At 47.2% G+C, this 26,704-nt stretch carries 26 protein-coding genes; 10 read left to right on the plus strand and 16 right to left on the minus strand.

What is annotated here, in order from left to right:
• Positions 1 to 62: 62 nt before the first annotated feature.
• Positions 63 to 1,226 (plus strand): M20 family metallopeptidase, encoded by a 1,164-nt coding sequence (locus MHB78_RS22615; protein WP_269449655.1) that lies wholly within the window; start codon positions 63 to 65, stop codon positions 1,224 to 1,226.
• A 33-nt stretch (positions 1,227 to 1,259) separates the two neighbouring features.
• On the opposite strand, the gene MHB78_RS22620 is transcribed toward MHB78_RS22615, so the two are convergent.
• Complete coding sequence (locus MHB78_RS22620) at positions 1,260 to 2,429, minus strand: FtsW/RodA/SpoVE family cell cycle protein (RefSeq protein WP_046130632.1); 1,170 nt, start codon at positions 2,427 to 2,429, stop codon at positions 1,260 to 1,262.
• Positions 2,430 to 2,562: 133 nt separating this feature from the next.
• A complete protein-coding gene (locus tag MHB78_RS22625; RefSeq protein WP_046130633.1) occupies positions 2,563 to 3,747 on the minus strand; it encodes an FtsW/RodA/SpoVE family cell cycle protein in 1,185 nt (394 codons plus the stop codon).
• Between the two features lie 275 nt (positions 3,748 to 4,022).
• On the opposite strand from MHB78_RS22625, the gene MHB78_RS22630 reads away from it, so the two are divergent.
• Both MHB78_RS22630 and MHB78_RS22635 read left to right on the plus strand, forming a co-directional pair.
• A complete protein-coding gene (locus tag MHB78_RS22630; protein ID WP_046130634.1) occupies positions 4,023 to 5,378 on the plus strand; it encodes a YjiH family protein in 1,356 nt (451 codons plus the stop codon).
• 234 nt (positions 5,379 to 5,612) lie between these two features.
• On the plus strand, positions 5,613 to 5,873 hold the full coding sequence (locus MHB78_RS22635) for a spore morphogenesis/germination protein YwcE (RefSeq protein ID WP_046130635.1): 261 nt from the start codon (positions 5,613 to 5,615) through the stop codon (positions 5,871 to 5,873).
• 61 nt (positions 5,874 to 5,934) lie between these two features.
• On the opposite strand, the gene MHB78_RS22640 is transcribed toward MHB78_RS22635, so the two are convergent.
• The 6 genes from MHB78_RS22640 to galE form a co-directional block, all read right to left on the minus strand.
• On the minus strand, positions 5,935 to 6,471 hold the full coding sequence (locus MHB78_RS22640; RefSeq protein WP_046130636.1) for an ATP-binding cassette domain-containing protein: 537 nt from the start codon (positions 6,469 to 6,471) through the stop codon (positions 5,935 to 5,937).
• 328 nt (positions 6,472 to 6,799) lie between these two features.
• On the minus strand, positions 6,800 to 7,168 hold the full coding sequence (qoxD, locus tag MHB78_RS22645) for a cytochrome aa3 quinol oxidase subunit IV (RefSeq protein ID WP_046130637.1): 369 nt from the start codon (positions 7,166 to 7,168) through the stop codon (positions 6,800 to 6,802).
• A complete protein-coding gene (qoxC, locus tag MHB78_RS22650; RefSeq protein ID WP_046130638.1) occupies positions 7,168 to 7,782 on the minus strand; it encodes a cytochrome aa3 quinol oxidase subunit III in 615 nt (204 codons plus the stop codon). The genes qoxD and qoxC overlap by 1 nt, the downstream gene beginning before the upstream one ends.
• Positions 7,783 to 7,796: 14 nt before the next feature.
• Entirely contained in the window at positions 7,797 to 9,746 is a 1,950-nt protein-coding gene (gene qoxB / locus MHB78_RS22655) for a cytochrome aa3 quinol oxidase subunit I (protein WP_046130639.1), read from the minus strand.
• Positions 9,747 to 9,763: 17 nt separating this feature from the next.
• Entirely contained in the window at positions 9,764 to 10,741 is a 978-nt protein-coding gene (qoxA, locus tag MHB78_RS22660) for a cytochrome aa3 quinol oxidase subunit II (protein WP_099047130.1), read from the minus strand.
• 465 nt (positions 10,742 to 11,206) lie between these two features.
• A complete protein-coding gene (gene galE, locus MHB78_RS22665; RefSeq protein WP_046130641.1) occupies positions 11,207 to 12,199 on the minus strand; it encodes a UDP-glucose 4-epimerase GalE in 993 nt (330 codons plus the stop codon).
• Positions 12,200 to 12,998: 799 nt separating this feature from the next.
• Between galE and MHB78_RS22670 the strand changes: the two genes are divergently transcribed.
• From MHB78_RS22670 to MHB78_RS22685, 4 genes are all read left to right on the plus strand, one after another.
• Positions 12,999 to 13,148 (plus strand): anti-repressor SinI family protein, encoded by a 150-nt coding sequence (locus tag MHB78_RS22670; RefSeq protein ID WP_046130642.1) that lies wholly within the window; start codon positions 12,999 to 13,001, stop codon positions 13,146 to 13,148.
• A gap of 477 nt (positions 13,149 to 13,625) precedes the next feature.
• Positions 13,626 to 14,186 (plus strand): flavodoxin family protein, encoded by a 561-nt coding sequence (locus MHB78_RS22675; protein WP_046130643.1) that lies wholly within the window; start codon positions 13,626 to 13,628, stop codon positions 14,184 to 14,186.
• A 171-nt stretch (positions 14,187 to 14,357) separates the two neighbouring features.
• Entirely contained in the window at positions 14,358 to 14,672 is a 315-nt protein-coding gene (locus tag MHB78_RS22680; RefSeq protein WP_046130644.1) for a DUF485 domain-containing protein, read from the plus strand.
• Entirely contained in the window at positions 14,669 to 16,207 is a 1,539-nt protein-coding gene (locus MHB78_RS22685; protein WP_046130645.1) for a sodium/solute symporter, read from the plus strand. The genes MHB78_RS22680 and MHB78_RS22685 overlap by 4 nt, the downstream gene beginning before the upstream one ends.
• 40 nt (positions 16,208 to 16,247) lie before the next feature.
• Here MHB78_RS22685 and xylB read toward each other — a convergent pair whose 3' ends face one another.
• Both xylB and xylA read right to left on the minus strand, forming a co-directional pair.
• Positions 16,248 to 17,747: a xylulokinase gene (xylB, locus tag MHB78_RS22690; protein WP_046130646.1), complete on the minus strand. Its 1,500-nt coding sequence runs from the start codon at positions 17,745 to 17,747 to the stop codon at positions 16,248 to 16,250.
• Positions 17,747 to 19,093, minus strand: coding sequence for a xylose isomerase (gene xylA / locus MHB78_RS22695; protein ID WP_046130647.1), 1,347 nt, complete (start codon positions 19,091 to 19,093; stop codon positions 17,747 to 17,749). The genes xylB and xylA overlap by 1 nt, the downstream gene beginning before the upstream one ends.
• Positions 19,094 to 19,256: 163 nt before the next feature.
• Between xylA and MHB78_RS22700 the strand changes: the two genes are divergently transcribed.
• Positions 19,257 to 20,420, plus strand: coding sequence for an ROK family transcriptional regulator (locus MHB78_RS22700; RefSeq protein ID WP_046130648.1), 1,164 nt, complete (start codon positions 19,257 to 19,259; stop codon positions 20,418 to 20,420).
• A gap of 16 nt (positions 20,421 to 20,436) precedes the next feature.
• Here MHB78_RS22700 and thiE read toward each other — a convergent pair whose 3' ends face one another.
• From thiE to MHB78_RS22725, 5 genes are all read right to left on the minus strand, one after another.
• Positions 20,437 to 21,108, minus strand: coding sequence for a thiamine phosphate synthase (thiE, locus tag MHB78_RS22705; RefSeq protein ID WP_046130649.1), 672 nt, complete (start codon positions 21,106 to 21,108; stop codon positions 20,437 to 20,439).
• Between the two features lies 1 nt (position 21,109).
• The gene (gene thiM, locus MHB78_RS22710) at positions 21,110 to 21,922 is read right to left on the minus strand and encodes a hydroxyethylthiazole kinase (RefSeq protein ID WP_046130675.1); all 813 of its coding nucleotides are present in this window, start codon (positions 21,920 to 21,922) and stop codon (positions 21,110 to 21,112) included.
• Positions 21,922 to 22,836 carry a LysR family transcriptional regulator gene (locus MHB78_RS22715; protein ID WP_046130650.1) on the minus strand — a complete coding sequence of 305 codons (915 nt, stop codon included), beginning with the start codon at positions 22,834 to 22,836 and terminating at the stop codon, positions 21,922 to 21,924. The genes thiM and MHB78_RS22715 overlap by 1 nt, the downstream gene beginning before the upstream one ends.
• A 125-nt stretch (positions 22,837 to 22,961) precedes the next feature.
• Positions 22,962 to 23,231: a YwqI/YxiC family protein gene (locus MHB78_RS22720; RefSeq protein ID WP_046130651.1), complete on the minus strand. Its 270-nt coding sequence runs from the start codon at positions 23,229 to 23,231 to the stop codon at positions 22,962 to 22,964.
• On the minus strand, positions 23,228 to 23,656 hold the full coding sequence (locus tag MHB78_RS22725; RefSeq protein WP_046130652.1) for a DUF5082 family protein: 429 nt from the start codon (positions 23,654 to 23,656) through the stop codon (positions 23,228 to 23,230). Before MHB78_RS22725 ends, MHB78_RS22720 begins: the two co-directional genes overlap by 4 nt.
• Positions 23,657 to 24,125: 469 nt before the next feature.
• On the opposite strand from MHB78_RS22725, the gene MHB78_RS22730 reads away from it, so the two are divergent.
• On the plus strand, positions 24,126 to 24,512 hold the full coding sequence (locus MHB78_RS22730; protein ID WP_046130653.1) for a CidA/LrgA family holin-like protein: 387 nt from the start codon (positions 24,126 to 24,128) through the stop codon (positions 24,510 to 24,512).
• Complete coding sequence (locus MHB78_RS22735) at positions 24,494 to 25,177, plus strand: CidB/LrgB family autolysis modulator (RefSeq protein WP_046130654.1); 684 nt, start codon at positions 24,494 to 24,496, stop codon at positions 25,175 to 25,177. Before MHB78_RS22730 ends, MHB78_RS22735 begins: the two co-directional genes overlap by 19 nt.
• A gap of 51 nt (positions 25,178 to 25,228) precedes the next feature.
• On the opposite strand, the gene putP is transcribed toward MHB78_RS22735, so the two are convergent.
• A complete protein-coding gene (gene putP / locus MHB78_RS22740; protein WP_046130655.1) occupies positions 25,229 to 26,695 on the minus strand; it encodes a sodium/proline symporter PutP in 1,467 nt (488 codons plus the stop codon).
• Between the last annotated feature and the right edge of the window lie 9 nt (positions 26,696 to 26,704).

The following is a 26,704-nucleotide window of genomic DNA, read 5'->3' on the forward strand; positions in this document are numbered from 1 at the left end:
TTAAAATGATAGAATCATTTTAATATTTTGATCGGGAAAGGAAGATGACGGTGGAGTCCTTAATGAAAGAATTAGAAGATTTATATCCGGAAATGGTCGAGCTCAGGAGGCATTTTCACCAATATCCAGAGCTGTCCCATCAAGAGGTCAACACACCGCTGACCATTGCGAAATATTTGGAGAGCCTTGGCGTTGAAGTCAGGACAAATGTCGGCGGGCAAGGCGTCGTAGGCATGATCAAAGGGGGCCGTCAGGGGAAAACGGTTGCCCTTAGAGCCGATTTTGACGCGCTTCCTTTACAGGATCAAAAAGATGTGCCATACCGGTCAACCGTCCCCGGCGTCATGCATGCCTGCGGCCATGACGCGCATACCTCGGCCCTTCTGATCGCCGCAAAAGTGCTGATGAGGCATCAAAAAGATTTGAAAGGAAACATCGTCCTCATTCACCAGTTTGGAGAAGAGGTTACACCGGGCGGGGCAAAGCCGATGATCGAGGACGGCTGCCTTGACGGAGTGGATGCCATCTTCGGCACCCACATTTGGGCGCCTATGCCGGTCGGGCAAGTCGGAGTAAAGGCCGGCGCCATGATGGCTGCGGCAGACAAATTTAAAATTACGATTACGGGGCGCGGCGGTCACGGAGGCGCGCCTCACCTGACGACAGACGCCTTGCTGGCAGGAGCTTCCGTCGTCAGCCACCTTCAGCAGATCGTAAGCCGCAGAGTCGATCCGACGGAGGCGTCCGTCATTTCAATCGGGACGTTCCATTCCGGCCAGGCTTTCAACGTCATCGCCGAAGAAGCGGTTATCGAAGGAACAGTCCGCACCTTTTCGAAACAGGTTCAGGAGACGATCATCACCGAGATGGAGCGCGTCATCAAAGGCGTTTGCTGCGCCAATGGAGCGTCTTTCAAGCTCGACTATGAAAAGGGCTACCCGCCCGTCATCAACCATGAGAAGGAAACCGCTATCGTTCGGAAATGCGCAAATCAGATCGTTGGCGAAGAAGCCGTCATCGAGCTTGCGCCCAATATGATCGGCGAAGATTTTTCCTATTATCTTGAGCGCGTCCCGGGATCGTTCTTTTTTACCGGAGCGGGAAATGAACGTACGGGAGCCGTCTATCCGCACCATCATCCCAAATTTGACATCGATGAGGAAGGAATGCTGAATGCCGCGAAGATCCTCGTGTCGTCGGCTCTGGAGTTTTTGGAACAACATTAAAAGACAGCCCGTGGAGGCTGTCTTTTTTTCCGCTTATTTAAACATGTAGCCTTGATATTTTGTCAGCTGGCAGCTCGCATTGTATACGATCGCATAGCCGATGAGCGCGGACAAAACCGAGCTTCCCCCGTAGCTGACAAACAGCAAAGGAACGCCTGTAACCGGCATCAGGCCGATGTTCATGCCGATGTTCTGGAACGCATGAATGACGATCAAAGCCGTATAGCCCACACAGAAATACGACGCAAACCTGCTGTACGGATGAATTCTGTCGATTAGCACGACAAGCCGGTAGATTAAGAGGAAGAACATAATGACGATAAACGTGCACCCGATAAAGCCAAAACTCTCTCCGATAACGGCGAAGATAAAATCGGTCTCGCCTTCAGGAACATACACTTTCAAATGATTAATGCCGGTACCGGAAATTTCTCCTGATCCGATCGCCGTCACGGCCTGTTCTGTCTGATACTTATCATTCGCAGACTGCTGGCCCGAATCGACCCATGTCATGACGCGGTTGATCTGGTACGGCTTAATGTGGAGAACTTCTTTGGAAAAATCAGGGAAATTAATGACCAAAAACAACACAAGCAAAACGAGCGTTATGCCCGAACCTGCAATAATGCCGATCAGCTTCCAGTTCACCCCTGACAAAAACACCATCACGGCGACAAAAAACATACAGATGCCCGCTGTACCCGCATCCTGCATCAAAATTAATCCAACCGGCACCGCGGAGTACCCGGCGATCTTCAGCAAAAGGTGAACATCCTCGCGCATGGAGCGGGAACCTTTTGGACTCGCTTTTGAAATGACCGAAGCCAGCATCATGATCAAACCGATTTTCATGAACTCTGAAGGCTGCAAGGTCACTGGGCCCAATTGAAACCAGCTCTTCGCCCCGTTCTTCACAGGTGCAATCGATTCCGGGCTGAATTTTAATACGATCAGCAGCACGATTCCCATTATAAAGACGTATATGCTGAGCTTTTCAATCTGCTCTAAATCAAAATAAAGAAAGCCGGCGATAATGAAAATACCGAGAATATAGAAAATCAATTGTTTCCCGGGATATCCCAATAAAGAAAACGACGGCTGCGCAGCATAAACAGCGACAACGCTGATAATTAAAAACACGCTTAATATAAAAATTAAATCACCCTGGTAATAGGGACTTGTATGATTTTTTCTCTGACTCATAATACCCCGCCTTACTTCTTTTCAAAAACAGCCATCCCTCATTATACATGAATCATGCCGAAGAATATACGGAAAGGGGGCGTTTCCTGACAATCGCTCTGCTTCAATAAAATAACAGCCTGAAAACAGGCCGTTATTTAAACATATATCTTTGGTATTTCGTTAACTGGCAGCTTGCGTTATAGACGATTGCAAAACCGATTAAAGTGGCAAGGACCGAACTTCCTCCGTAGCTGACCAAAAGCAGCGGAACACCCGTCACAGGCATAATGCCGATGTTCATTCCGATGTTTTGAAACGTATGGATAACGATCAAAGCCGTGTAGCCTGCGCAGAAAAATGACGCAAACTTGCTGAACGGGTGTATTCGGTCGATCAGTACGACAAGCCGGTAAATCAGGAAGAAAAACATGATGACGACAAACGTGCAGCCGACAAACCCGAAGCTTTCCCCGATCACTGCGAAAATGAAGTCTGTCTGCGCTTCAGGGACGTAGACGCGAAGGTTGCTTACACCGTTTCCAAACACTTTTCCGGAGCCGATCGCCATTTGCGCTTTATCGACCTGCAATTTATTATCGGCGCTCTGTTGGCTCGGGTTGACCCAGGTCATCACGCGGTTGATTTGATATTTCTCAACCCCGAAGGACTCTGCGACGTTTGGAAATTGAATGATCACATACAGGATCATCGTGACCAAAGCGGCGCCCGAGCAAAAAATGATCGTAATTAATTTCCAGTTCACCCCTGACAGGAACACCATCACGAGGATGACAAACATGACGATCCCCGCTGTTCCCGTATCCTGCTCCAAAATCAAGCCGAAGGGAACGATGGCAATTCCGAAGATCTTTAACAGGAAGATGGCATCCTCTTTTATCGTCCGCTTGCCGTTCGGTCCGTGTTTTGACATAAACGATGCCAGATACATGATCAGGCCGATTTTCATAAATTCGGACGGCTGCAAAGTAAATCCCGGGAGCATGAACCAGCTTTTAGCTCCGTTGATGACCGGAGCAAACCGGTAGCCCCCGATGTATGCAGGACTGAATTTTAATACGATCAGCATGAAGATGCCGAACAGATAAAAATAAAAGCTGAGCTTTTGAAGCTGTTCAAGGTCAAAGTAGAGAAATACAATGATGATAAGCGCCCCAAGCAAATAATAAAGGGACTGTTTCATCGCAAAAGGTTCATTATATTGGTTAAACTGCTGAGCGGCGTAAACCGCCACAATGCTCGTGATAAAAAAAGCAATGAAAGCAAAAATCAAATCCCCCTGGTAAAAGGGATTTGTAATGTTTTTTTTCTGATTCATTCGAAATCCCGCCCTTATTTCTGACACGATGAAATTGTATAGGAAAGGCTTAAACTGACTTCCTCACAAATGATATGACGTACAAACGCACAAAATGTTTCGGATTAATCTCACACAAAATCATTCATTTTTTATTTTAAAGGATGTTTCTTCCTATTGTCGAATTTCAGGGAAGTTATTGATTTCTGTGCTGATTGTATTAAAATGTGTAATGTTGCATAAAATTTAACTTTTATCAGATTTGGAGAATCATAGAGCATAAGGAGTTTTTCTTTTTGGATAAAGCGATTCAAAAGCATCAAAAAGCAGATTTGATCAAATTTTTGGTTCCTTCACTGATCGGAATCATCCTGTTTATGATTCCGATGAAAATCGGGGGAGAGCTGACGATACCGATTGCAGTCTTTTCCAAGGGATTGCAGGGATTGCTACAACAGCAGCTCCCGCTGATCATGATGGTGATCGTTACCGTGACATTCATCATGACGTTTATCGCCAAAACGTTTCAACCGGCATTCATAAAAAAAAGCGATTTTTTCTATAACCTGCTGAATGTGTCGGCATTCTGGTATATCGTCCGTTTTTGCGGAATGGTTTTTGCGATCTTGACGTATTTCAAGATCGGACCTGAGGCCGTATATGCGGACAGCACGGGCGGCACTTTATTGTTCGATCTTCTGCCGGTTCTGTTTTCCGTTTTTTTGTTTGCCGGACTTTTCCTGCCTTTTCTGCTGAATTTCGGGCTGCTGGAATTATGCGGATCATTGACGAAAAAGTTTATGAGACCGGTTTTTAAGCTCCCCGGGCGGTCTTCGATCGACTGCATGGCTTCATGGCTTGGAGACGGAACGATCGGCGTTCTCCTGACGAGCAAACAGTATGAAGAAGGCTTTTATACAAAGCGCGAGGCCGCGATCATCGGTACGACTTTCTCTGTCGTTTCGATTACGTTTTGCCTCGTGATTATTTCGCAAGTAGGCCTTAGCCATCTCTTCGTTCCGTTTTACCTGACTATTTTGCTGGCCGGGGTCGTCGCGGCAGTCGTCAGCCCGCGGATTCCTCCTTTATCAAGGAAGGCCGATACCTACATTACGGACACAGCCGATACAGATCAGGAGACGATTCCGGAAGGCTATACTCCGTTTTCATGGGGAATGAGCCAGGCTGTTGAAAAAGCCAGGCAGAATACGAATGTGAAAGACTTTCTCAAAGAGGGCTCCAAGAACGTTCTTGACATGTGGATGGGCGTTGCCCCCGTCGTGATGGCGCTCGGAACAGCGGCGCTCATCGTGGCCCAGTACACGCCGATCTTCAAATGGCTCGGCGTCCCGTTCATCCCGCTGCTTGAACTGCTGCAGGTTCCGGAGGCGGCTGCGGCCTCACAGACGCTCGTCGTCGGTTTTGCCGACATGTTTCTTCCGTCCGTACTGGGAAGCGGAATCGAAAGCGAGATGACGCGGTTTATTATCGCCTGTCTATCTGTCACCCAATTGATCTATATGTCTGAAGTCGGCGGCCTCTTGCTGGGCTCCAAGATTCCGGTGACGTTCTTCGACTTAATCTTGATCTTTATCGTTCGGACATTGATTACGCTGCCCGTCATCGTCATTTGCGCACACTTTATTTTTTAAAGCGATATAAGCCCTTGGCTTCCGCGCCAAGGGCTTTTTTACCCCATTGCGCCCAGAGAAAATTGGTTCAATAGTTGGAGCGGAAAATGTTTTCCAGTATGTATCATTTTTTTCATAACGTGGTATAATGATTGTAACAGAATGTTCACAAAATATCCTCTAATTAGACACATCTTAAATATCCAACCCGCCATTAATGACAGCGCTATCATTTTTGAAAGGGGCTGAAAACGCATGGATATGTTTTTCGCTTACTTGCTGATTGCAAGCGCCACTCCGTTATTTTTATGGCTGGACAACAAGAAGATCGCACTTTCATCGATCCCGCCTATTATTTTAATGTGGGTATTCTTCTTTTTCTACATGACAAGCAGTCTTTCTCCTGCAGGACACTCTCTCATGATCGCACTCTTTATCATCAACGTCATCATCGCTCATATCGCCGCCTTTTTAATTTATGGACTTCCATTGATCAGAAAAAGGATGAACCGCTAAAAAAGCGCTCACACCATGAAAAAGGCCGGTCTTTGGACCGGCCTTTTCGGGCATTCTCCTTCTAGACATATTTTTCGGCTTGCAAATGATACAATTCGGCATACTTGCCCTGATTGGCCATTAATTCATCGTGCGTCCCGGTCTCTATGACTCTTCCATTTTCTAAAAAGATGATATGGTCGGCAAAACGGGCCGTGCTCAACCTGTGCGAGACAATAATGACGGTTTTTCCTTCCGTCATTCTGCTCAGTTTATCGAATATTTCTTCTTCAATGAATACATCCAATGCAGACGATGGCTCGTCAAATATAAACAGGTCCGCCGATTCATCGCGCATAAAAGCGCGCGATATGGCGACACGCTGCCATTCTCCTCCCGATAAATTTCTCCCGCCGAAAAGTCTGCCGAGCTCTGTATCATAACCGTTTTCAAGCTTATTCAAAAACAGATTGACACCCCCGAACAAAGCGGCTTTTTCTATTTTGGCCAAGTCGTTGCGGGAGGAGACCTCCCCGAGGCCGATATTTAATTTAAGGCTCATCTCATACCGCAAAAAATCCTGAAAAACGGCTGTCGCGTTTGAGCGAAATATGCGCAAATTGGAAGCTGCTCAAGTGAAAAGCTATGGTGCTTTCCTAACAGTTACTCTCTCTAAAAAGAGCAAACCGGGAGATGGCAAATTTGGCCGGGGGAAATAAGGATAATGACCGACACATGCGGAGAGAGGGCCTTTTTTAGGCCCTCTTTTCTTTGTATCCGCCTGGGTTCGCGGGTGAAAAACATACAGCAAACCGGCTGCAATTATGCACGGAAAAATGACAAAGCCGGCAATTCGGAATCTTCCTTATACCTCCGGCTTTACAGCCGATAAAATAAAAAAGGCCGGGTAAACCCGGCCTCTTTTTTAATCAGTTGAACTTTCTTGTTTATTCGTGTCCGCTATGCTCAGAATGTTTCGCACCCGGAGATCCGCCTTCAGGGTTGTCTCCATGATAGCTGTGAGCAGCGAAAATCCAAATAGAACCAACGACAATGGCAACTGCTATAAAAGCTGCAAATAGCGTGTTCCCGACTTGAATTTTTCCGCTGTCACTTTCAGTCATATGCATGAACATCAAGAGCTGCAGTCCAGCCTGGATGATGGCAAACCCGAAAATAATCCACAGCTTGGCAGCCATGCTTAAATCGGTATAGATCACCCATAGGGCCAATAAGGTCAGCACAATGGACAACACGAACCCGACAATATGCTTCCAAGGAAAGTGGCTGTGTTCAGCCGATTGTTTTGCCGCCATTATACATTCACCAACCCTATCAAATAGACTCCGGTAAAGATGAAGATCCATACCACGTCTAAAAAGTGCCAATATAAGCTAGAAATAAACAGTTTTGTAGAAGTTTGCGGAGTCAGTCCGCGCTTTTTCGTTTGGATTAAAATACCGATAATCCAGAAGATACCGATCGACACGTGTGTTCCGTGCGTTCCCAGCAGGACGAAGAACGCCGACCAGAAAGCACTTGTTGATAAAGTGGCACCTTCATGTACATAATGTGTGAACTCCGTAATCTCGTAGAATACAAAGCCTGCGCCAAGCAGGAGTGTAATGATCATCCAGATCATCACACCTTTTAAGCTTCCGCGACGCATTTCATGCACGGCGATACCGCACGTGAAACTGCTCGTTAACAGCAGGAACGTCATGATTAAAACGAGCTTGGCGTCAAACAGCTCTGCCGGCAATACACCTCCGGCTGTTCTGTTATGAAGAACAGCGTAGGTCGAAAACAGCGTAGAGAATAACGCAATCTCCGCCCCTAAAAAGATCCAAAAGCCGAGGATGTTCAGCCTTCCTGTTTCAGACCGGTATTCCATAGGAGCGTTAGAATTGCCTTGTTCTGCATGTCCCATCATTCACGCCTCCTTTACTTGGCATTCTTTCGTTCAGTCTCTTTTATTTCCTCAACGCTTACGTAATAGCCGTCATCATATTCAAATGAACGAAGAATCATACAGAGGAATACGCCGATAAGGCCGACGACTCCCATCCAATACCATTCAAAGACGAGTCCGAAGCCCGCAAATCCGAAGAATAGGGACATAATAAACGGACGCCCAGAGTTGTTCGGCATATGAATCTTCTTAAATTTGCTTTCAGGGTGAATATCGACTTTGTCCTCTTTCATTTTCCAGAAAGCGTCAAGCGAAGTGACCTCTGGAAGCACCGCAAAGTTGTAGTGCGGCGGAATCGCAGAAGACGTAGCCCATTCAAGCGTACGACCTTGTCCCCAAGCATCTCCGCTTTCCTCCCGTTTTGAATGGCGGAAGCTGTAGAAAATGTTGTAGCAAAGAACGATGAATCCGGCAGCCATCAGCAATGCGCCAAATGTAGCGATCATGTTCAATGCCGTCCAGCCGTCATTTGCTCCATATGTGTAAATACGTCGAGGCATTCCCTGCAATCCTAGGAAATACATCGGGAAGAAGCAGATGTTGAATCCGGTCATAAACAGCCAGAAAAACCATTTTCCGATTCGTTCATTCAGCTTGTGGCCGAACATTTTCGGATACCAGAAGATAAATCCGGCAAAACATGCAAACACAGTACCCGCAATCAACACATAGTGGAAGTGCGATACAAGGAAGTACGTGTTGTGATACTGGTAGTCCGCTGCAGCCATTGCCAGCATAACGCCTGTAACCCCGCCGATAACAAAGTTGGGAATAAATGCAAGCGACCACAGCATAGGCGTTGTAATTTTGATTTTGCCCCGGTGCAGCGTCAGCAGCCAGTTAAATATTTTAACCCCTGTCGGCACGGAAATGGCCATCGTCGAAATCGAGAAGAACGAGTTGACTGACGCGCTGTTCCCCATTGTGAAGAAGTGGTGCAGCCATACGACGAAGCTGAGCACGGAAATCGCAATGATAGAATATATCATCGCTTTATAACCGAACAGCTGCTTTCTCGCAAATGTCGCAATGATTTCTGAAAAAATACCGAAAGCAGGCAAGATAACGATGTATACTTCAGGATGCCCCCAAATCCAGAACAGGTTCGCCCAAAGCATCGGCATCCCCCCGTTCTGCAAGGTGAAAAACGCCGTTCCGAATAAACGGTCAAACGACATCAGCGCCAACGCCACCGTCAGTACAGGGAAAGCGAAAATGATGATGACAGAAGTAATCAGCGTCGTCCATGTAAACATCGGCATACGCCAAATCGTCATGCCTTTTGTACGCATTTTTAAAATCGTGACCATGAAGTTAATCCCGGTCAACAGCGTACCGATCCCGGCGATCTGCAATCCGAGCAGATAATAGTTCTGCCCCGGTCCCGGGCTCATTTCATTGCCGGCAAGCGGCATATAAGCGGTCCATCCCGCATTTGGAGATCCTCCGATAACGAAGGAAATATTGAACAGCATCGCTCCGACCATAAAAGTCCAGAAGCTCAAGTTGTTTAAGTATGGAAAAGCAACATCGCGCGCACCGATTTGGAGCGGTACAACAACGTTGATTAATCCGATTAAAAACGGCATCGCCATGAAGATGATCATGATCGTACCGTGAGTTGTAAATACCTCGTTATAGTGGTTTGAGTCTAAAAAATGGTTGTCAGGAAGCGCGAGCTGGGCACGCATCATTAATCCATCGACACCGCCGCGGAAAAACATAATGACTGCAGCGATGATATACATAATCCCCAAGCGTTTATGGTCGACAGTGGTAATCCACTCTTTCCATAGCCATTTCCATTTCTTGAAATATGTTAAAACGAAGACGATTGCAATCGTCGTAAGCAAAATGGAAATCTGTGCTCCAAGGATTAGTGGATCACCTGTGATTATGAATTCGTCCCATTTCAAATGCATGAAAGCTTCCTCCTTTCTTATTGAGAATCCTGGTCTTTAGATTCGTCAGTTTGTTTTTCGTTGTTTTCCGTTTTCACATTTGCAAACGGGTCTGATTTGGAGTGCGGAGATTTCGGCTCCCAGCCTAATCTTTCACGCGCTTTAATAGCATATTCTGCATCGTTTCCGTGATTTACGTATTTAAGGTGTGTCGAAGAAAACGTCAGTTTGTCTGCGTGCCTTGGAAGCATCAGTTCGTCGTACTTGCTCTTCGTCAGCTTCGGCGCAGTTTTTTGAGTTTTTGACACCCATTTATTAAAGTCGCTCTGCTTCATGGCCTTGACGTTGAATGTTTGTTCTGCAAAGCCTTCTCCGGTGAAGTTTGCATTGCGTCCTTGATATGTTCCTACTTTATCCGCCTGGAGATATTGTTCCATATCCATTCCGGCCATCGCATACTTCTGTCCGCCCAGCTGCGGAATCCACAGCGATGCCATTGAATCGGCAGAAGTGATTTTGAACTTAATCGGCCTGTCCGTCGGAATGTTTAAGTAGTTGACAGTTTCGATATTTTGGTCCGGATAGCTGAATACCCATTTCCAATCGACAGAAGTCGCGTAAACAACCAAAGGTTCTTTATCCTTTGACGCTTTAGGGGCCTCTTCCAGAGAGTAAATCGTTCGAACCGTCGGTACAGACAGCGCAATAACAATTAAAATCGGAACCACTGTCCAGACAACTTCTAAAAACGTATTCCCTTCCATTTCAGGACTATACGGAGACTTTCTGTCTTTTCGTTCACGGTACTTTACGATCATGACTGTAAACAGGACAAATACAACCGCAACGATAAACAGCATGAATCCAATAGATAATAGAATAAGATCTCTTTGCTGTGAAGCAACAGGTCCTTTAGGATCTAACACCGCGATTTGACTGCAGCCGCCCATTAAAAAGACAGCAGAAAGCAGCCCAACCATCAAGAGCGGCTTGAGTGCTCTGAACAAGAGGATCACCATCCTTCCTAATGATGTATAAAATTTGGTCAGAATATCGAATACAGCGATTCTGAAAAACTTTTCTTCTACCTTGCTATGCTAACAAAATCTTCACCAATTAGCCTTATTTTTTTAGAAAGTTCACCTTTTTTTCACCCAAATGTCACAAAATCGTCAAATTTACGTTGTATTATTATGATGATCGGAGGATGAAATTGGGAATATGTTAGTTCTTTTTACACAATTAGCAAGCAGAGTGAAACAGACATTTCGGGACAAAAAATCTGTTAAATTTAGGTTTACCACAATAAAAAAGTTTGGTCAATAATTAATTTAACATTGTTAATTTTTTTCTTGGTTAACTTACTTTTCAACTGCTTTTTATATTTCCCCATTTTAGGTGGGTTTAAACTTCTGGCAGCTAATAGAACGTCCACAAAAAAAGAGCTTTTCCTCAATTAAAGAAAAGCTCTTTTTTCCTTCTTATTGCTTTTTGTAGCCTGATGGATGGGCTTTAAACCAGTTCCATGCGCTTTCAATGATGGTTTCCAGGTCGGCGTACTGCGGCTGCCAGCCCAGCTCCTTCACGGCTTTTTCAGAGGAGGCGATGAGTTGGGCCGGATCTCCGGCACGCCGTTCCGCGATCTCTGCCGGAATCTCATGCCCTGTCACTTGGCGGGCGGTTTCAACGACTTCCTTAACGGAAAAGCCTGTCCCGTTTCCAAGATTATAAACGGCGCTTTCTCCCCCGTTCCGGAGCCTTTCTACGGCAAGAATATGCGCATCAACCAAATCCATGACATGGATGTAGTCTCTGATGCATGTACCGTCAGGGGTCGGATAGTCGTCGCCGAATATCATGATCTTGTCCCGTTTTCCGAGCGCAACTTGGAGAATGATCGGAATCAGATGCGTTTCAGGCTGATGGTCTTCACCGATCAGGCCTTTTACATGAGCCCCGGCAACATTGAAATACCGCAGGACAACATGGCGGATCCCATGTGCTTTTTCTGCCCACTTCAGCATTTTTTCAATCGCAAGCTTTGTCTCTCCGTACGGGTTTGTCGGATTTGCCGGATCTGTTTCTACGATCGGAACCCGGTCAGGCTCCCCGTATACCGCGGCTGTTGACGAAAACACGATCTGTTGAACGCCAAACTCCTTCATTACCTTCAATAAGCAAACTGCTCCATACACATTGTTATCGTAATATTTTAAAGGTTCGCTTACACTTTCCCCCACCAGAGAATCCGCGGCGAAATGCATCACAGCTTCAATTGGATGTTCCTGAAATACATTCTTCAGAAATGTTTCATCCCGCAAATCTCCTTTATAAAAAGACGCTCCCGGGAGAGCAGCTTCCTCATGCCCCGTCTGCAGATTATCAATAATGACGACTTCTTCACCCCGGCTTAACAGCTCCGCCACCGCGTGGCTGCCGATGTAGCCTGCTCCTCCGCATACTAAAACTGCCAATCCATTTCTTCCCCTTTCACAGACGCCAAACAGGCATCAAAATGATTACATTGCGATATGCTCTCGATTGACCCGAAGTTCACGATGCCGCGGGTCAGCCTGCGGCATTCCAAGTGAATCAAGCCATTTCATTTTACCATTTTCCAGCTTTTTCAGCCTGCATTGTCAAAATATTTTCATGAAAGAGAAAGTCCTCTCCTCATTCCCAAAGGTTCGGTTTTTTATTCTTTAAAGCAGATTTTCATGAAGAAAAAATGTCGTTTTCGTCTAAAAGCTATACTTTTTTATCTGCATTTGAAAACAATGTTCTTTTTTTCCACTTTGACAAGGGAATTGGTAGTATTTTTGGATTATCCGCCTTTCAGCCGCTCCTTGCGATAAGCAAAAAGCCCTTTATGCCTCCCGGCAGGCTTAGTCTTCTGAATGCCATGCTGCACCTGGGTTCATAGGCCCTTCTTTCGATGTTTCCGCCCCTTATCACCCCCTCTATTTTTTGAATATTCAAAGCATAATCGGCTTCTTTTGAGAACATTTTAATAGGGAGAATTAATCATTTTTATTTGAATACTATCCAGTCAGTAATTGTTTGTTTATTATAATAAGTAAGAATCTAAGATTTTTTGGGTTTTTTAGTCATTTATTTAGGGAATATGTATGTTTATTTTTTTGGATTTGTGAATTTTTTATGAAATTTGTCATTGTTTTCATAAAGGTGTTGTTTTATAACTTTAGTACATCTCAAGGAAAAATCCGGGTTTTTTCTTGGGATGTAAAACGTCTTATCATATTGGAGGAGTCTATGAATACTCAAACGAAACACAAACTGGACAAAGATTGGGTGATTTTAATGAAGGAGGCGAAAAATCTGGGCCTGGATATTGAGGATGTCAAAAAATTTCTTTCCTCCCAATCCAAGCAGAAAGATGCCGGCAAACAGCTGAAGCAGTAGATATTTAGCCCGACAATTATTTAATAAAACAGGCGGTTCTGTTGAATCTTGATTTTTCAAGATGATCCAACCGGCTGTTTTAAAGAGTATTTAACATTGATAATGACGTAATTCAGCTCTAGGCCCTCGTTTGCCCAGCCCTTTCAGACGGCTTTCTGCAGGTTCAGATGAGAATACTGCCACTCTTGTTTGTTCCGGCAGAGGCAGGCCGATGCTGACTTTCTTTTATATGATATTCAAATCCTCCTTTTCCGCTTTATCCGCGAATATGCACAATCCAGCAACCCCCTCCATAGATCATCATTTCTGACGTGATACAGAGCCTTCCCTTAAACCGGTATGTCACCGGCTGCCTGCTTTTTTACCGGATATGATACGCTTCTAAAATCGGTTTTTTCGATGAAAAAAATCTAAAATATCAATTTTACTGATCTTTATTTTTCATTATAAACTGAAACAAAAGGAGGCAGATTTATTATGGGGATTGCAGTAATCTGCGGGAGTTCCCGCAAAAACGGCAATACAGAAACACTTGTGAACCGGTTAATAGATGGACTTGATGCAGACAAGATCAGTTTGTCCGACTATCATGTCAAAGCTGTGGTGGATTATCGGCACAGTGAAGGCTCTCCGGTTTACCCCGACGATGATTACAGAGACCTGTTAAGCCGAATCCTGGATAAAGACGACATCATTTTCGCCACTCCAATCTATTGGTACGGCATGTCGGGACTGATGAAACATTTTGTTGACCGCTGGTCCCAATCGCTTGTTGAAATAGGAAGAGATGATTTTAAACGGCAGATGTCCGGAAAAACGGCATACGTCATCGCTGTCGGTGATGACGAGCCCCATATCAAAGGCCTGCCCCTCATTCAGCAGTTTCAATATATTTTTGACTTCATGGGCATGACATTCGGCGGTTATCTTATCGGAAAAGCAAATCAGCCCGGCAGCATTTTAAACGATCGTGCAGCGCTTGTTTCTGTAAACGAACTAAAACAACAACTGGCGGCAAATAAGAGGTGGAAAGCATGACAAAGGAAAAAGCGAACGATCAATCCTCGCAATGGAAACAGTATTTTTTAGAGATCGTCAGGGCTTTCATCTTATATAAATAAGGTTGCGTATGAAATTTGAAGAATAAAACCGGAGTCTGTGACATACCTTGTTGTATCTTTTAAGACAAATACAGGAGGGATGAACCGAATGAAAGAAGATACAATAGATTACAGCAAGGCTGCTGCATCTCCGGCGTTTCAAGAGCTTCTAAAGAAAAAGCGTGCCTTTATCCTACCGATGACGGTTTTCTTTCTGATCTTTTATTTCCTTTTGCCGATTTTAACGTCTTATTTTACGTTTTTAAACGAATCCGCCGCCGGTTCGATTACATGGGCGTGGATCTTCGCGATTGCACAATTCGCAATGACATGGACGCTGTGCATTCTTTACACGAGAAAAGCCGATCAGTTTGACAGAATGGCGGATGAATGCAAGCGGGAATTTGGAGGCGCTGAATCATGAGTGCGACAGCCTTTATTCTGTTTCTCATCATCGTAGCCCTTACGCTTGTCATCACGTATTTTGCGGCAAGACAGACAAAAACGGCGAGTGAATTTTACACGGCCGGAGGGGGGCTTACCGGTATTCAAAACGGACTGGCCATCGCCGGGGACTACATGTCGGCCGCTTCTTTTCTCGGCATTGCGGGCATGATCGCTCTAAACGGCTTTGACGGCTTTTTTTACAGCATCGGTTTTCTAGTCGCTTATTTAGTGGTTCTTTATATCGTGGCCGAGCCGCTCAGAAATCTTGGAAAGTTTACGATGGCGGATATGATCGCTTCCCGTTTTCGGCAAAAGAAGGTTCGCGGAGTCGCTGCATTAAACACGATTGCCATATCGACATTTTATATGATCGCACAGCTCGTCGGCGCCGGGGCGCTGATCAAGCTTCTGCTCGGCATTGACTACACGCTGGCTGTTTGCATCGTCGGCGTTTTGATGACGATCTACGTCGTGTTCGGAGGAATGATCGCAACGAGCTGGGTGCAGATCATTAAAGCTGTTCTTTTAATGGCGGGGACGCTTGTTATTTCCATCATGGTGTTTTCAAAATTCGGATTCAGCCTTACGAATATGTTCGATCAAATGAAAACCGTTACTCCACTTGGTGCGGATTTTTTGAATCCCGGCAATAAATACAAAGTTCCTCTTGAAACGCTGTCGCTGAATCTGGCGCTCGTCCTCGGAACGGCCGGACTTCCCCATATTCTCATCAGGTTTTATACGGTGAAGGATGCCAAGACTGCCAGAAAGTCGGTCGTATCTGCTACATGGATTATCGGTGTTTTTTATATTATGACTGTCTTTCTCGGTTTCGGCGCCGCCGCATTTGTCGGCTTTGAAGACATTCTGGCCGCGGATAAGGCGGGGAATATGGCTGCGCCGCTCCTGGCCCAGGCGCTCGGCGGTGATTTCTTGTTCGCGTTTATTTCGGCCATCGCTTTTGCTACGATTTTAGCGGTTGTGACAGGGCTTGTCCTTTCAGCAGCTTCCGCTTTTGCACACGATATTTACAGTCAAATCATTAGAAAGGGAAGCGCAACGGAGAAAGAGCAAATGCTCGCGGCAAGATGGGCTTCCATCGGTGTTTCCGTTCTTTCGATCCTGCTCGCCGTCTTCGCTCAATCGCTGAATGTCGCATTCCTTGTGTCGCTGGCCTTTGCCGTTGCGGCAAGCGCCAATCTGCCGCTTATTATTTTCACTGTTTTTTGGAAGCGGTTTAACGCCGCCGGAGCGCTGGCCGGCAGCTTGACCGGGCTCCTGAGCGCCCTCATTCTCGTGTCGATGAGCCCGAGCGTTTGGGATCCCGCCGGGAACGCGATCTTTATTGGAGACCCGCTGATTCCGATTTCAAACCCGGGGATCATTTCTATTCCGCTCGGATTTTTAGGAGCTTATCTCGGGACGGTCTTATCGCCAAAAACCAATGGCGATGAAGCATTTGCGGAAATTCAAGTAAAGGCGCATACGGGCGTCCATATGGACCAGTCATAGCCCGCGTCAAAAGCCCGACGCTCAAAAGAAAAGCATCGGGCTATTCGCGCAAAAATGCCAGCCGCTCGTTCAATGGCTTCGTATAGCGATAAACATCCCGGTAAACCGGAAAAATATGTTGATATTGCCTGCTGTATTCAGGGCGGGGCTGAAACGTCTCTTTTATGCGAACGAAGCGTTCAGCGCAAGCTTCCAGCGTCGGAAACCAGCCGCAGCCGACCGCCGCGATCATCGCAGCTCCGAAGGCCGGACCCTGCTCGCTTTTCAGCCTGATGATCTCGGCGTTAAAAATATCGGCCTGGATTTGAAGCCATTCTTCGCTTTTTGCCCCTCCGCCGATCGAAATGACGCGGCTGATGTTTTTCCCTCCGGCGCGAAATTGTTCGATGCTCTCATGAAGGGAAAATGTGATGCCTTCAATAACAGCTCTGACAACATCAGCCCTCCTGTGCCCGCTGTCCATTCCGATGAAGCTGGCGCGAATCTCCGCGTCAGCATGGGGGGTCCTTTCCCCGGAAAGATAAGGCGTAAACAGCAGACCTCTTGAACCGGGCCGGGATTCTTCCACTTCACCGATCAACGAATCAAATGCTTCATCCTTGGCGAATACATCCTTAAACCAGCTGAAACTGCGGCCCGCGGAAAGCGTCACACCCATTGAATAATAGGCACCAGGCGCCGCATGGTTGAACAAGTGAATATTGCCCCGGAATTGTTGATCTGGATCTTTTTCATACGAGAGTACAACACCTGACGTGCCGATGCTGCACAAAGCGGTGCCTTCGTGTAATATGCCGGCGCCGACCGCTCCGCATGCATTGTCAGCCCCTCCGGCAAAAACCTTTACTTCAGGCGTGAGGCCTGTTTCTTCGGCAAATTTGGAAGTGAGACAGCCGACAAAGCTTCCGGGTTCGACCAATTCTGGGCATATCGCTTCAGGAATCTCAAGCCGCCGGCACATTTCGCCGCTCCATGTTTTATGCTTCACGTCAAGCAGCAGCGTGCCCGCCGCATCTGAATACTCGCTGTGAATGCGCCCTGTCATGGTATACCTGACATAATCCTTTGGCAGCAAAAATACGGCCGCTTTTTGAAAAAGCTCTTGTTCATGTTCCTTGATCCACAAAAGCTTCGGAAGCGTAAATCCCTCGAGCGCGGGGTTTTTAACGAGCTCAAGAAGGCGTGTCTTACCGATGACTTCGATAATCAGACGGCATTGTTCGGTCGTACGGGTGTCATTCCACAATATCGCATTCCGCAGCACTTCTCCTTTGCCCTCCAAAAGCACCAATCCGTGCATTTGCCCGGAGAAGCTGATGCCTTTGATCTCATCGGCCCCTCCCCGGTGCCCTCCGACAAGTTCTTTTATGGCCTCCTTCGTTTTCTCCGCCCATTCGTGCGGATCCTGTTCGGAATAACCGGCATGAGGCTCGATGATTGAAAACGGCTTTGAGGCTTCCCCGCATATGCCGCCGTGCCGGTTGACGAGGATCGCTTTGACGGCGCTTGTGCCAAGGTCAACCCCGATACAATATTCCACTAATGTTTCTCCTTTCTTGCCGGCTCTGACCGTAAAGCATTCAATAAATAGCGGTTCACCATTGCTTTAAGCATTTCCTGCCGGCCTGACTTATTTTCGATGCGGTCGTTTTCGAGTGCATAGGCGGCCAGTTTTTTCAAATCCGTTTTTCCTTCGGTAATGTCGAGGCCGATTCCTTTCGAATAGCTTTCATAACGTTCTTCTATGACGCTTTCGATCGCCCGGTTCTCCAAAAGCTGATAGGCGACTTTGAAGCCGAGCGCATACGTGTCCATTCCCGCGATGTGCCCGTGAAACAAATCCTCATCCGTAAACGAGGCGCGCCTTACTTTCGCATCAAAATTGATGCCTCCCGTTTTAAAGCCGCCCGCTTTTAAAATCTCGTACATCGAGAGGACTGCGCCGTACAGATCTGTCGGGAATTCGTCCGTATCCCATCCCAACAGCAAATCTCCCTGATTCGCATCGATCGAGCCGAGCATATCGTGGAGCGCAGCCACCCTCAGCTCATGCTCAAACGTATGTCCGGCAAGAGTGGCATGATTTGCTTCAAGATTCAATTTAAAATGCTCTTTTAAACCGTACGTTTCCAAAAATGCGATCGATGTCGCTGCATCAAAATCGTATTGGTGCTTTGTCGGCTCTTTCGGCTTCGGTTCAATCAGAAATTGCCCGTCAAAGCCGATCTCTTGTGCATAATCGACTGCCATTCGATAAAATGCTGCCAAATTGTCGAGCTCAAGCTTCATGTTTGTATTCAGCAGCGTGTCATAGCCTTCCCGGCCGCCCCAAAACACATAGTTTTCAGCGCCGAGCTCCTTGGCGATTTCCAGCCCCTTTTTCACTTTTGCCGCTGCAATCGCATATACGTCCGCATTGCAGGATGTGGCGGCGCCGTGCACAAATCGCGGATGCGTAAACATATTTGCTGTGTTCCATAATAGCTTCACCCCGATTGTCTCCATCATCTCCTTAAGAAATGACACCATTTTATCCAAATAAAGAAACGTTTCCCGCAATGTATCGCCTTCCTGAACGACGTCAACGTCATGAAAGCAGAAGTATGGCACGCCGAGCTTCTCAAAAAATTCGAATGCCGCTTCAGCGCGCGTTTTCGCCTTATCCAGCGGATGCGTCATCCTGTTCCATGAGCGACTGATCGTCCCGTCTCCGAACGGATCGCTTCCGTCCGCATCAAACGTATGCCAATAAGAAACAGCAAAACGGAGATGCTCCTTCATCGTTTTGCCGCCGATCCGTTCATCAGGGTTGTAATATTTAAAAGCGTATGGATGATCCGAGTCTGCCCCTTCATACTTGACCGTTTCTACTTCTTTAAAAAACATTCACAGTCCCCCTAAAATAAGTTTGTTTAACCATTAAACTAACTTCTTTCCATTTATTTTACAAGATGATCGAAGCGCTTTCAATTACAATATTAGAAAAATTTGAGTTTTTTAAATTCGCTGTACTATAATGAAAGCACTACATCAAAAGCGAGTGATCGGATTGAATACAGCAGACCAAGCACTTGTCAAAAAAATGAATAAAGCCCTCATCCTTGAGCAAATCATAGCCAATGCCCCCGTCTCAAGGGCAAAGCTTTCAGAAATAACCGGGCTTAATAAGTCAACGGTCTCTTCCCAAGTGTCTTCCCTGCTGCAAAAGGACATTATTTTTGAAACGGGCCGCGGTCAATCGAGCGGGGGCAGACGGCCCGTTATGCTGAAATTTAACCGGAAAGCCGGCTATGCGATCGGGGCTGATATCGGAACGAATTACATCATCGTCGTTTTAACCGACCTGGAAGGCGAGATTATTGAGCAATACGAGCGTGAACTTGATGAGACGGACATTCCGGCGACAGAGCAGGCCCTCATTGAACTGATCGAACTTGCCATCGCAAAGATGCCTGATTCCCATTACGGTTTGACAGGGATCGGAGTGTGTGTGCCGGGCCTGGTCGACAATGACCAGAACGTCGTTTTCACCCCGAATAAACCGATTCACCTTCTCCAAGTAAAAAGCCTTCTTGAGAAAGCGTACAATGTACCGGTTTTCGTTGAAAATGAAGCGAATGCCGGAGCCATCGGCGAAAGGGAATACGGCGATTCCGGACATTTGGAACACGCCATTTTCGTAAGCATCAATGCCGGCATCGGCTTAGGAATTTTGATGAACGGCAAACTGTTCAGGGGCGTGCAAGGGTTTTCGGGAGAAGCGGGGCACATGTCGATCGACATTAACGGCCCTCTATGCAGATGCGGAAATAAAGGCTGCTGGGAGCTGTATGCGTCGGAAAGAGCCGTTTTTTCTCCGTATCTTTCGCATACCAAGGCCCCTTTGTATCAAACGGTCAAGGAGCTGGCCGACCGTGGCGATCAAAAGATGCTGGAAACGTTCGAGACATTCGGCTTTTACATAGGAGTGGGACTCGTCAACATCATCAAAACGTTGAATCCGGAGACGATTATTTTGCGAAATACGATTGTCGAATCTTATCCGGCGATCGTCGATTCGATTAAGAAGACGATTTCGTCAAGAAGTAAAAAAGAAGCGCTGACCGATTACCGTCTGAACATTTCCTCCCTCGGCCGCACCGCCTCATCGCTCGGTGTTTCCTATATTGTCATAGAGCGGTTCTTGGAGCGGTTTATAGATGAACAATTTTAAAAGCGCAAACCCCGTTTTAGGAATTTGCGCTTTTAACGGCTTCAACCTTCGTGCGAAACCGAGCAGCGGCCTGTTTCGGATCAGAGGACTTGCTGATGGCGCTGATGATGCTGATGCCGTCCGCTCCTGCTTCCACGACAGGCGCGCAGTTTTCAAGCGTGATCCCGCCGATTCCGACCGCAGGAATGCCGATGCCCCGCTTCCGCATTTCTTTCAACAGGGCGACGCCTTGGACGGCTTTCGCATCCCGCTTCGTTTCCGTCGGATAAATCGGCCCTGCTCCGATATAATCGGCCCCGTCCTTTTCCGCCTGCAGCACTTCTTCAAGCGTATGCGTTGACACGCCGAGAATCCTGTCCCCGATTCTGGCCCGGACGTCCCCGGCCTTTTCGTCATCCTGGCCGATGTGAACGCCGTCGGCGTCAAGTTCAAGGGCAAGCTCAACGTCGTCATTGACGATGAAAGGGACTCCAGCTTCGCGGCACAGAGCCTGCACTTTTTTCGCAAAAGCTCTTTTTTCGTCCGCTTTCAGCGCCCCGTCTCCTTTTTCGCGGAATTGAAAAAGAGTCGCGCCGCCCTCTAAGGCAGCTTCAATCACGGCCAAAGGGTCGCCGTCCGTATTATTTGAGCCCATAATAAAGTATACGGACAGCATGTCTTTCATGTTTTTCCGCACAATACGCGCCATCCTACTCCACCTCCATGATCAAGCCGCGCTCTTCTATATCCCCTGAATTGACGGCGGCAAGCTGATTCAAAAATTCAATCTGAAAGCTTCCGGGCCCTTGATGCGCCGTTTTTTCGGCGGCTATTTCCGCCGCACAGCCATAAAAAACCGCGGCTGATACAGCGGCTTTGCAGGCTTCTTTTTCAACGGCGCAAAACGCGCCGATGACAGACGTCAAGAGACAGCCCGTACCCGTCACCTTCGTCAGCAGCTCATGCCCGTTTCCGGCGGTATACAGCTTTGTCCCGTCGGTGATGACGTCTTCGGCACCGGTGATGATAACAGTTGTATTCCAGACGCTGGCCGCTTTTTTGGCCAGAGCGATCCGGTCGCCTTTTTCTTCTCCGGCGTCAACTCCCTTTATCACCCAGCTTTCTTCACCGAGCGTGTTGGCGATTTCGGCGGCATTGCCCCTGACGGCAGAGATCTTGACTTTTCGCATGATGCGCTGGGCGGATGCCGTTCGAAACGGCGTCGCGCCGGCGCCGACGGGGTCAAGGATAACGGGAACGCCGTGTTCATTCGCCGATTTTCCGGCGATGATCATCGACTCAACGGCCTCAAGGCTCAGCGTGCCGATGTTCAATACGAGAGCGCCGGCAATTTTCGCCATGTCGGCCGCCTCTTCCCTTGCATAGGCCATAACAGGGGAAGCGCCGAGGGCCAATAAGCCGTTTGCGGTGAAGTTCGTCACGACGTTGTTCGTCATATTATGCACGAGCGGGTTTTCTTTTCTGACTTTCTCTATTGCTTGGGCGGCATCTTGTCGGTTCATCATGCTTCATTCCTTCCTATTCTTTCGTTCGGGCTCCATATATACGATTTGGTGTGGTCGATCCAGGCTCTGGCTGCAAATGAAAGATAGCGGTCCTTTCTCCATATGACGGCGACATGCCAGGGTATGGACGGTCTGACAACAGGAATGACCTTCACCCGCTCGGGGTCAAGATCCCGGCAGATTCTTTCAGGGAGCAGGCCGATTCCGAGATTGGCCGACACCATTTCACTGATAAAATCCCATTGGGATGTTTCATAAATTACGTTCGGCCGAAATCCGGCCTTCAAACATGCTGTAATGATCCGTTCATGAAGGACGAAGTCTTCGCGAAAGAAAATAAACGGTTCCTCACTCAATTGGCGAAGCTCGATCTCCTTTTCGCCGGCAAAACGGTGTGACGGATGAACGAGCAGCATTAAATCTTCTTTTACGATCGTAAACGAGTGAAAGACCTCTTCTTTCGCCGGCAGGACGACGACCCCGATATCGAGCGATCCGTCCTCTACGCCCTCCTGCACTTTCACAGACCCGTGTTCAACAAGCTGAAACGTGACATTCGGATATTTGTCCCTAAATTCACCGATGACCTTCGGAAAAAAGCCTGAACCGATCATCGGCGGCAGTCCGATCCTGACATGCCCTTTTTTTACGTCCATCAAATCGTTCAGCTCTGAAGTTAAATTTTGAAACGATTTCGTGATTTCCTGCGCCTGCACGTACATGCTTTGGCCGGCGTCAGTCAGTTCAATCTGCCTTCCGCGCCGGTAAAACAGCTCGATTCCCAGCTCCTCTTCAAGATTCTTGATCATTTTGGAAATCGTCGGCTGTGAGATGTATAGCGACTGGGCAGCCTTCGTAAAGCTTTTCAGGCGGGCCACTTCTAAAAAATAAGTTAAATGACGTATGTCCATTTGGTTGACATCCTTTCAGAGCTTCGTGCACGATTTTCGCTTCACACCATATTTTAAACCAAATTCAACATTTTCTGCACCCCGCCCAATATAAAAAAGCGCTGCCGGCTTGCTGCCGGCGGCGCTTATTTTCTGGCGATAGCCTCATCCTGCTCCTTCAGGCTATCCACGTTTGAACGAGTGTCTTCGATATTTTTTTGAACAGCTTCTTTGTACTGGTTCACCATATCGCGGATGGTTTCCTCCCGTTCAAGCCACTTTGCTGTAAAATCAAGCTTATTTTGCCCAAGCGATCCGGCAGACGGCCCTTGCAGAGAGAGCGAGTCAAGCGCGCTTTTCACTTGATCCAGCTGTTTCATGACCGCGCCATGGTTCAGTTTGATCGTTTTGCTCATTTCAACCACCCTTTTAGACCGTTGATTGTACTATGCAGGGCATCGAGCGCTTCATCCCCTTTTTCCAGCAGATAGTCCGCCCGGTCAGCAGACCAGCTCGCAGCCTCGACCGCCCCTTTTTCAGCGTCTAATGCAAATATTTTCAAATCGATTTTATGGATATACCTCTCATAATCATCGTTAAATATCCTGTACATGGCGGTGTGCGCTTCATCACGTGCTTCATCAAAGTCGGCTGCCCGGCTTCCGGTCCATGCTTCTCCAAGACACGGACGCAAAATCTGTCTGATTTCTTCGATGCCTAAGCCTTGTTCTCTTTCAACATCGCGCTTTGCCCGTTCCAGTCTTGAAATTTGTTCTTCGAGCTCTTGGGCCTTGTGGGAGAGAACCCCGTGTATCTTCTCCAGCGTGCCTGAGTAGTCCATTTTTGTCACCTCTGAAATTGCATGATGATGTGGAATGACTTTTTCTTGATCCGATCAAGCATAGATTCACATCTTTTACTAGACTTGCGCACATTTCCAATATTTATAGTTTAAGTCGAAAAGCACGGATGTTGAATAGGCTTTAAATACTGTTTTTAGGGATTTGTACATGGTGAACAATCTGAAACAAGCCGTTTTTTAAGAATATCAGACCAGTCTTTTTGCACGAATCCAATCCCTCTTCTCATCGTGGAAAGACCAAAGACACGGGAGCAGGAAGGTGTAATGGTCACAGAAAACAGGAAGTCTATTCCGTCAGCCGTTTTACAGTTTTAGTCAATTAACTGTTTCTTTCGCCCTGATTTCTCGTATTCCCATATAGATAAAATGAATAATCATTATTCTGTATATGTATTTTACCTATACTTTAATCTCATGTACACTTTTGTCTAGAAAGGGGGATAATGACATGAAAACATTCATTAAAGGAATAAGTCAGGTCGCTCTTTTATTTTTCATTGCGCGTTTGATGAATCTGATTGTAGACGTTCTTCATATAAATATTCCCGGAAGCATCCTCGGGATTATCGTCGTTTTTGCGCTCCTCCATTTCAAGGTCATTAAGCTTGAATGGGTTGAAATCGGGGCATTGTGGCTTCTCGCGGAACTTCTATTGTTCTTTATCCCTTCTGCAGTCGGGATTATGAACTATGGGGATATTCTCAAACACTTCGGAACAAGCATTATACTCGTCGTTCTGATCAGCACGTTTGTCGTTATGGTATCGACAGGGATGCTGACGCAAATCATTGCTAAAAGAAAGGAAAGGAAAAAAACATGTTCATCGGATGCTTAAGTCTGATCGCAACAGTCTTGATCTATATGGGAGCCAAGGCGGTGTACAAACGCCATCCGAAGGTGTATGCTTCGCCTTTACTGATCACGCCGCTCATATTGGTCGGCCTGCTGCTTTTGATCAACGTGCCTTTTGACGCCTACAATGCCGGAGGGCGCCTTTTAACCGATATGCTTCAGCCGGCTACTGTAGCTTTTGCGATTCCGCTGTATAAATACTTTCCTATTTTAAAAAAGTATGCCGCTGAAATTATCATTAACGTGGCGGTAGGAAGCTGCATCGCCATTTTGTCAACAGCGTTTATCGCAAAGCTGTTCAAGCTGAACGCGGATCTTATTGAGAGCCTCGTTCCAAGATCAGTGACAACGCCAATCGCAATGAGCGTCTCTGAAATGATCGGCGGAGTGCCTGCGGTTACCGCCGTGTTTGTCATTTTGACCGCTTTGTTCGGCACAGTGATCGGCCCGATGGTCATCCGTTATTTCAGAATCGATAATGAAATCGCCAGAGGCGTGCTGCTTGGAACAAGCGCACACGGCGCCGGTACGTCAAAAGCGTTTGAGCTCAGCTCCGTATCCGGAACGATCTCAAGCGTATCGATGATTTTGGCAGCGATCATTACGCTTTGCGCCGCGCCATTTCTTATTTCGCTTATTGCCGTGTAGCCAAAAAAGGGCCTCCGAATCAAACTTCGGGGGCCCTTTTTCCATGTTCCTTTACTTTTTCAGATTTTCTACAGCCGTATCAAACTCGCTTTCAATCTCAGCCGAAGGCTTTTTCGTCAGCAGGCTCACGATCACGATGACAGCCGTACTCACAATAAAACCGGGAATCAGTTCATAGACCGCAGCAAAGGCTTTTACCTGTTCCCAGGCGATAACCGTAAGCGCGCCCGAGAGCATTCCCGAAAGCGCTCCCCACTTCGTCATCCGCTTCCAATACAGGCTCAGCAGGACAACCGGCCCAAAGGCTGCTCCAAAACCGGCCCACGCATAGCCGACAAGGTTCAAAATCGTTTCGTTCGGATGGAGCGCCATGATCAGCGCGATCAGCGAAATGACAAGAACAGCAAGCCTTCCGACAAGAACAAGCTCTTTGTCAGATGCGTTCTTCCGAATAAACGCTTTATAAAAATCTTCCGTAAGCGCGCTTGACGTGACGAGCAGCTGCGAGGAAATCGTACTCATCACAGCCGCCAAAATGGCCGCCAGCAAAAACCCTGTGATTACGGAAGGGAACAGCAGATCAGAAAGAACGATAAATACCGTTTCCGGATTTTTTAAAGGCAGGTGGTTTACGCTGAAATAGGCGATGCCGATAAGACCTGTCAGCATCGCGCCGCAGATTGAGAATATCATCCAGCTCATGCCGATCCTGCGGGCGCTCTTCATTTCTTTCACATTGGAAATCGCCATAAACCTGACGATAATATGAGGCTGTCCAAAATAGCCGAGCCCCCATGCAAGGAGCGACAGTACGCCAATCGCAGTCGTTCCTTTAAACGGCTGCAGAAGGTGCGGATCGACGGCGCTGATATCAGAAAAAGCAGGCGCAATTCCCCCTAAATGGATAAAAACAACGAGGGGCACCAGGATCAGCGCAATAAACATGATCGTTCCCTGTACAAAGTCGGTCCAGCTTACCGCCAAAAAGCCGCCGAACAGCGTGTACAAAACGACGACACCGGCCGTCAGCCAGATGCCGATCCGGTAATCGAGATGAAAGGCGGTTTTGAAGAGCTCTCCTCCAGCGACCATTCCGGATGACGTATAAAAGGTAAAAAAGATCAAAATGACAAAGGCTGATGTAATCCTTAAAATTCTCGAACCGTCCTTAAAACGGTTTTCAAAATAATCGGGAATCGTGATGCTGTTGCCGGCCGTTTCCGTATACGTTCTAAGCCTCGGTGCGACATACAGCCAGTTTAAATAAGCTCCGGCCGTCAGTCCCACGACAATCCAGCCGCTGCTCAGCCCGTTTACGTACATCGCACCCGGAAGGCCCATCAAAAGCCAGCCGCTCATATCTGAAGCGCCCGCGCTCAAAGCGGTGACAGCCGGTCCAAGGTTTCTTCCGCCAAGCATATAATCGGTTAAATTGGATGTCCGCCTGTAGGCGAAATATCCAATCAAAAGCATTCCAGCCATATAAATTCCAATTGATAACATGACTCCGTAATCCATAACGTCCCC

The sequence above is a fragment of the Bacillus sp. FSL K6-0138 genome, assembly GCF_037982765.1.
In the GTDB taxonomy this organism is placed as follows: Bacteria; Bacillota; Bacilli; order Bacillales; family Bacillaceae; genus Bacillus; species Bacillus glycinifermentans.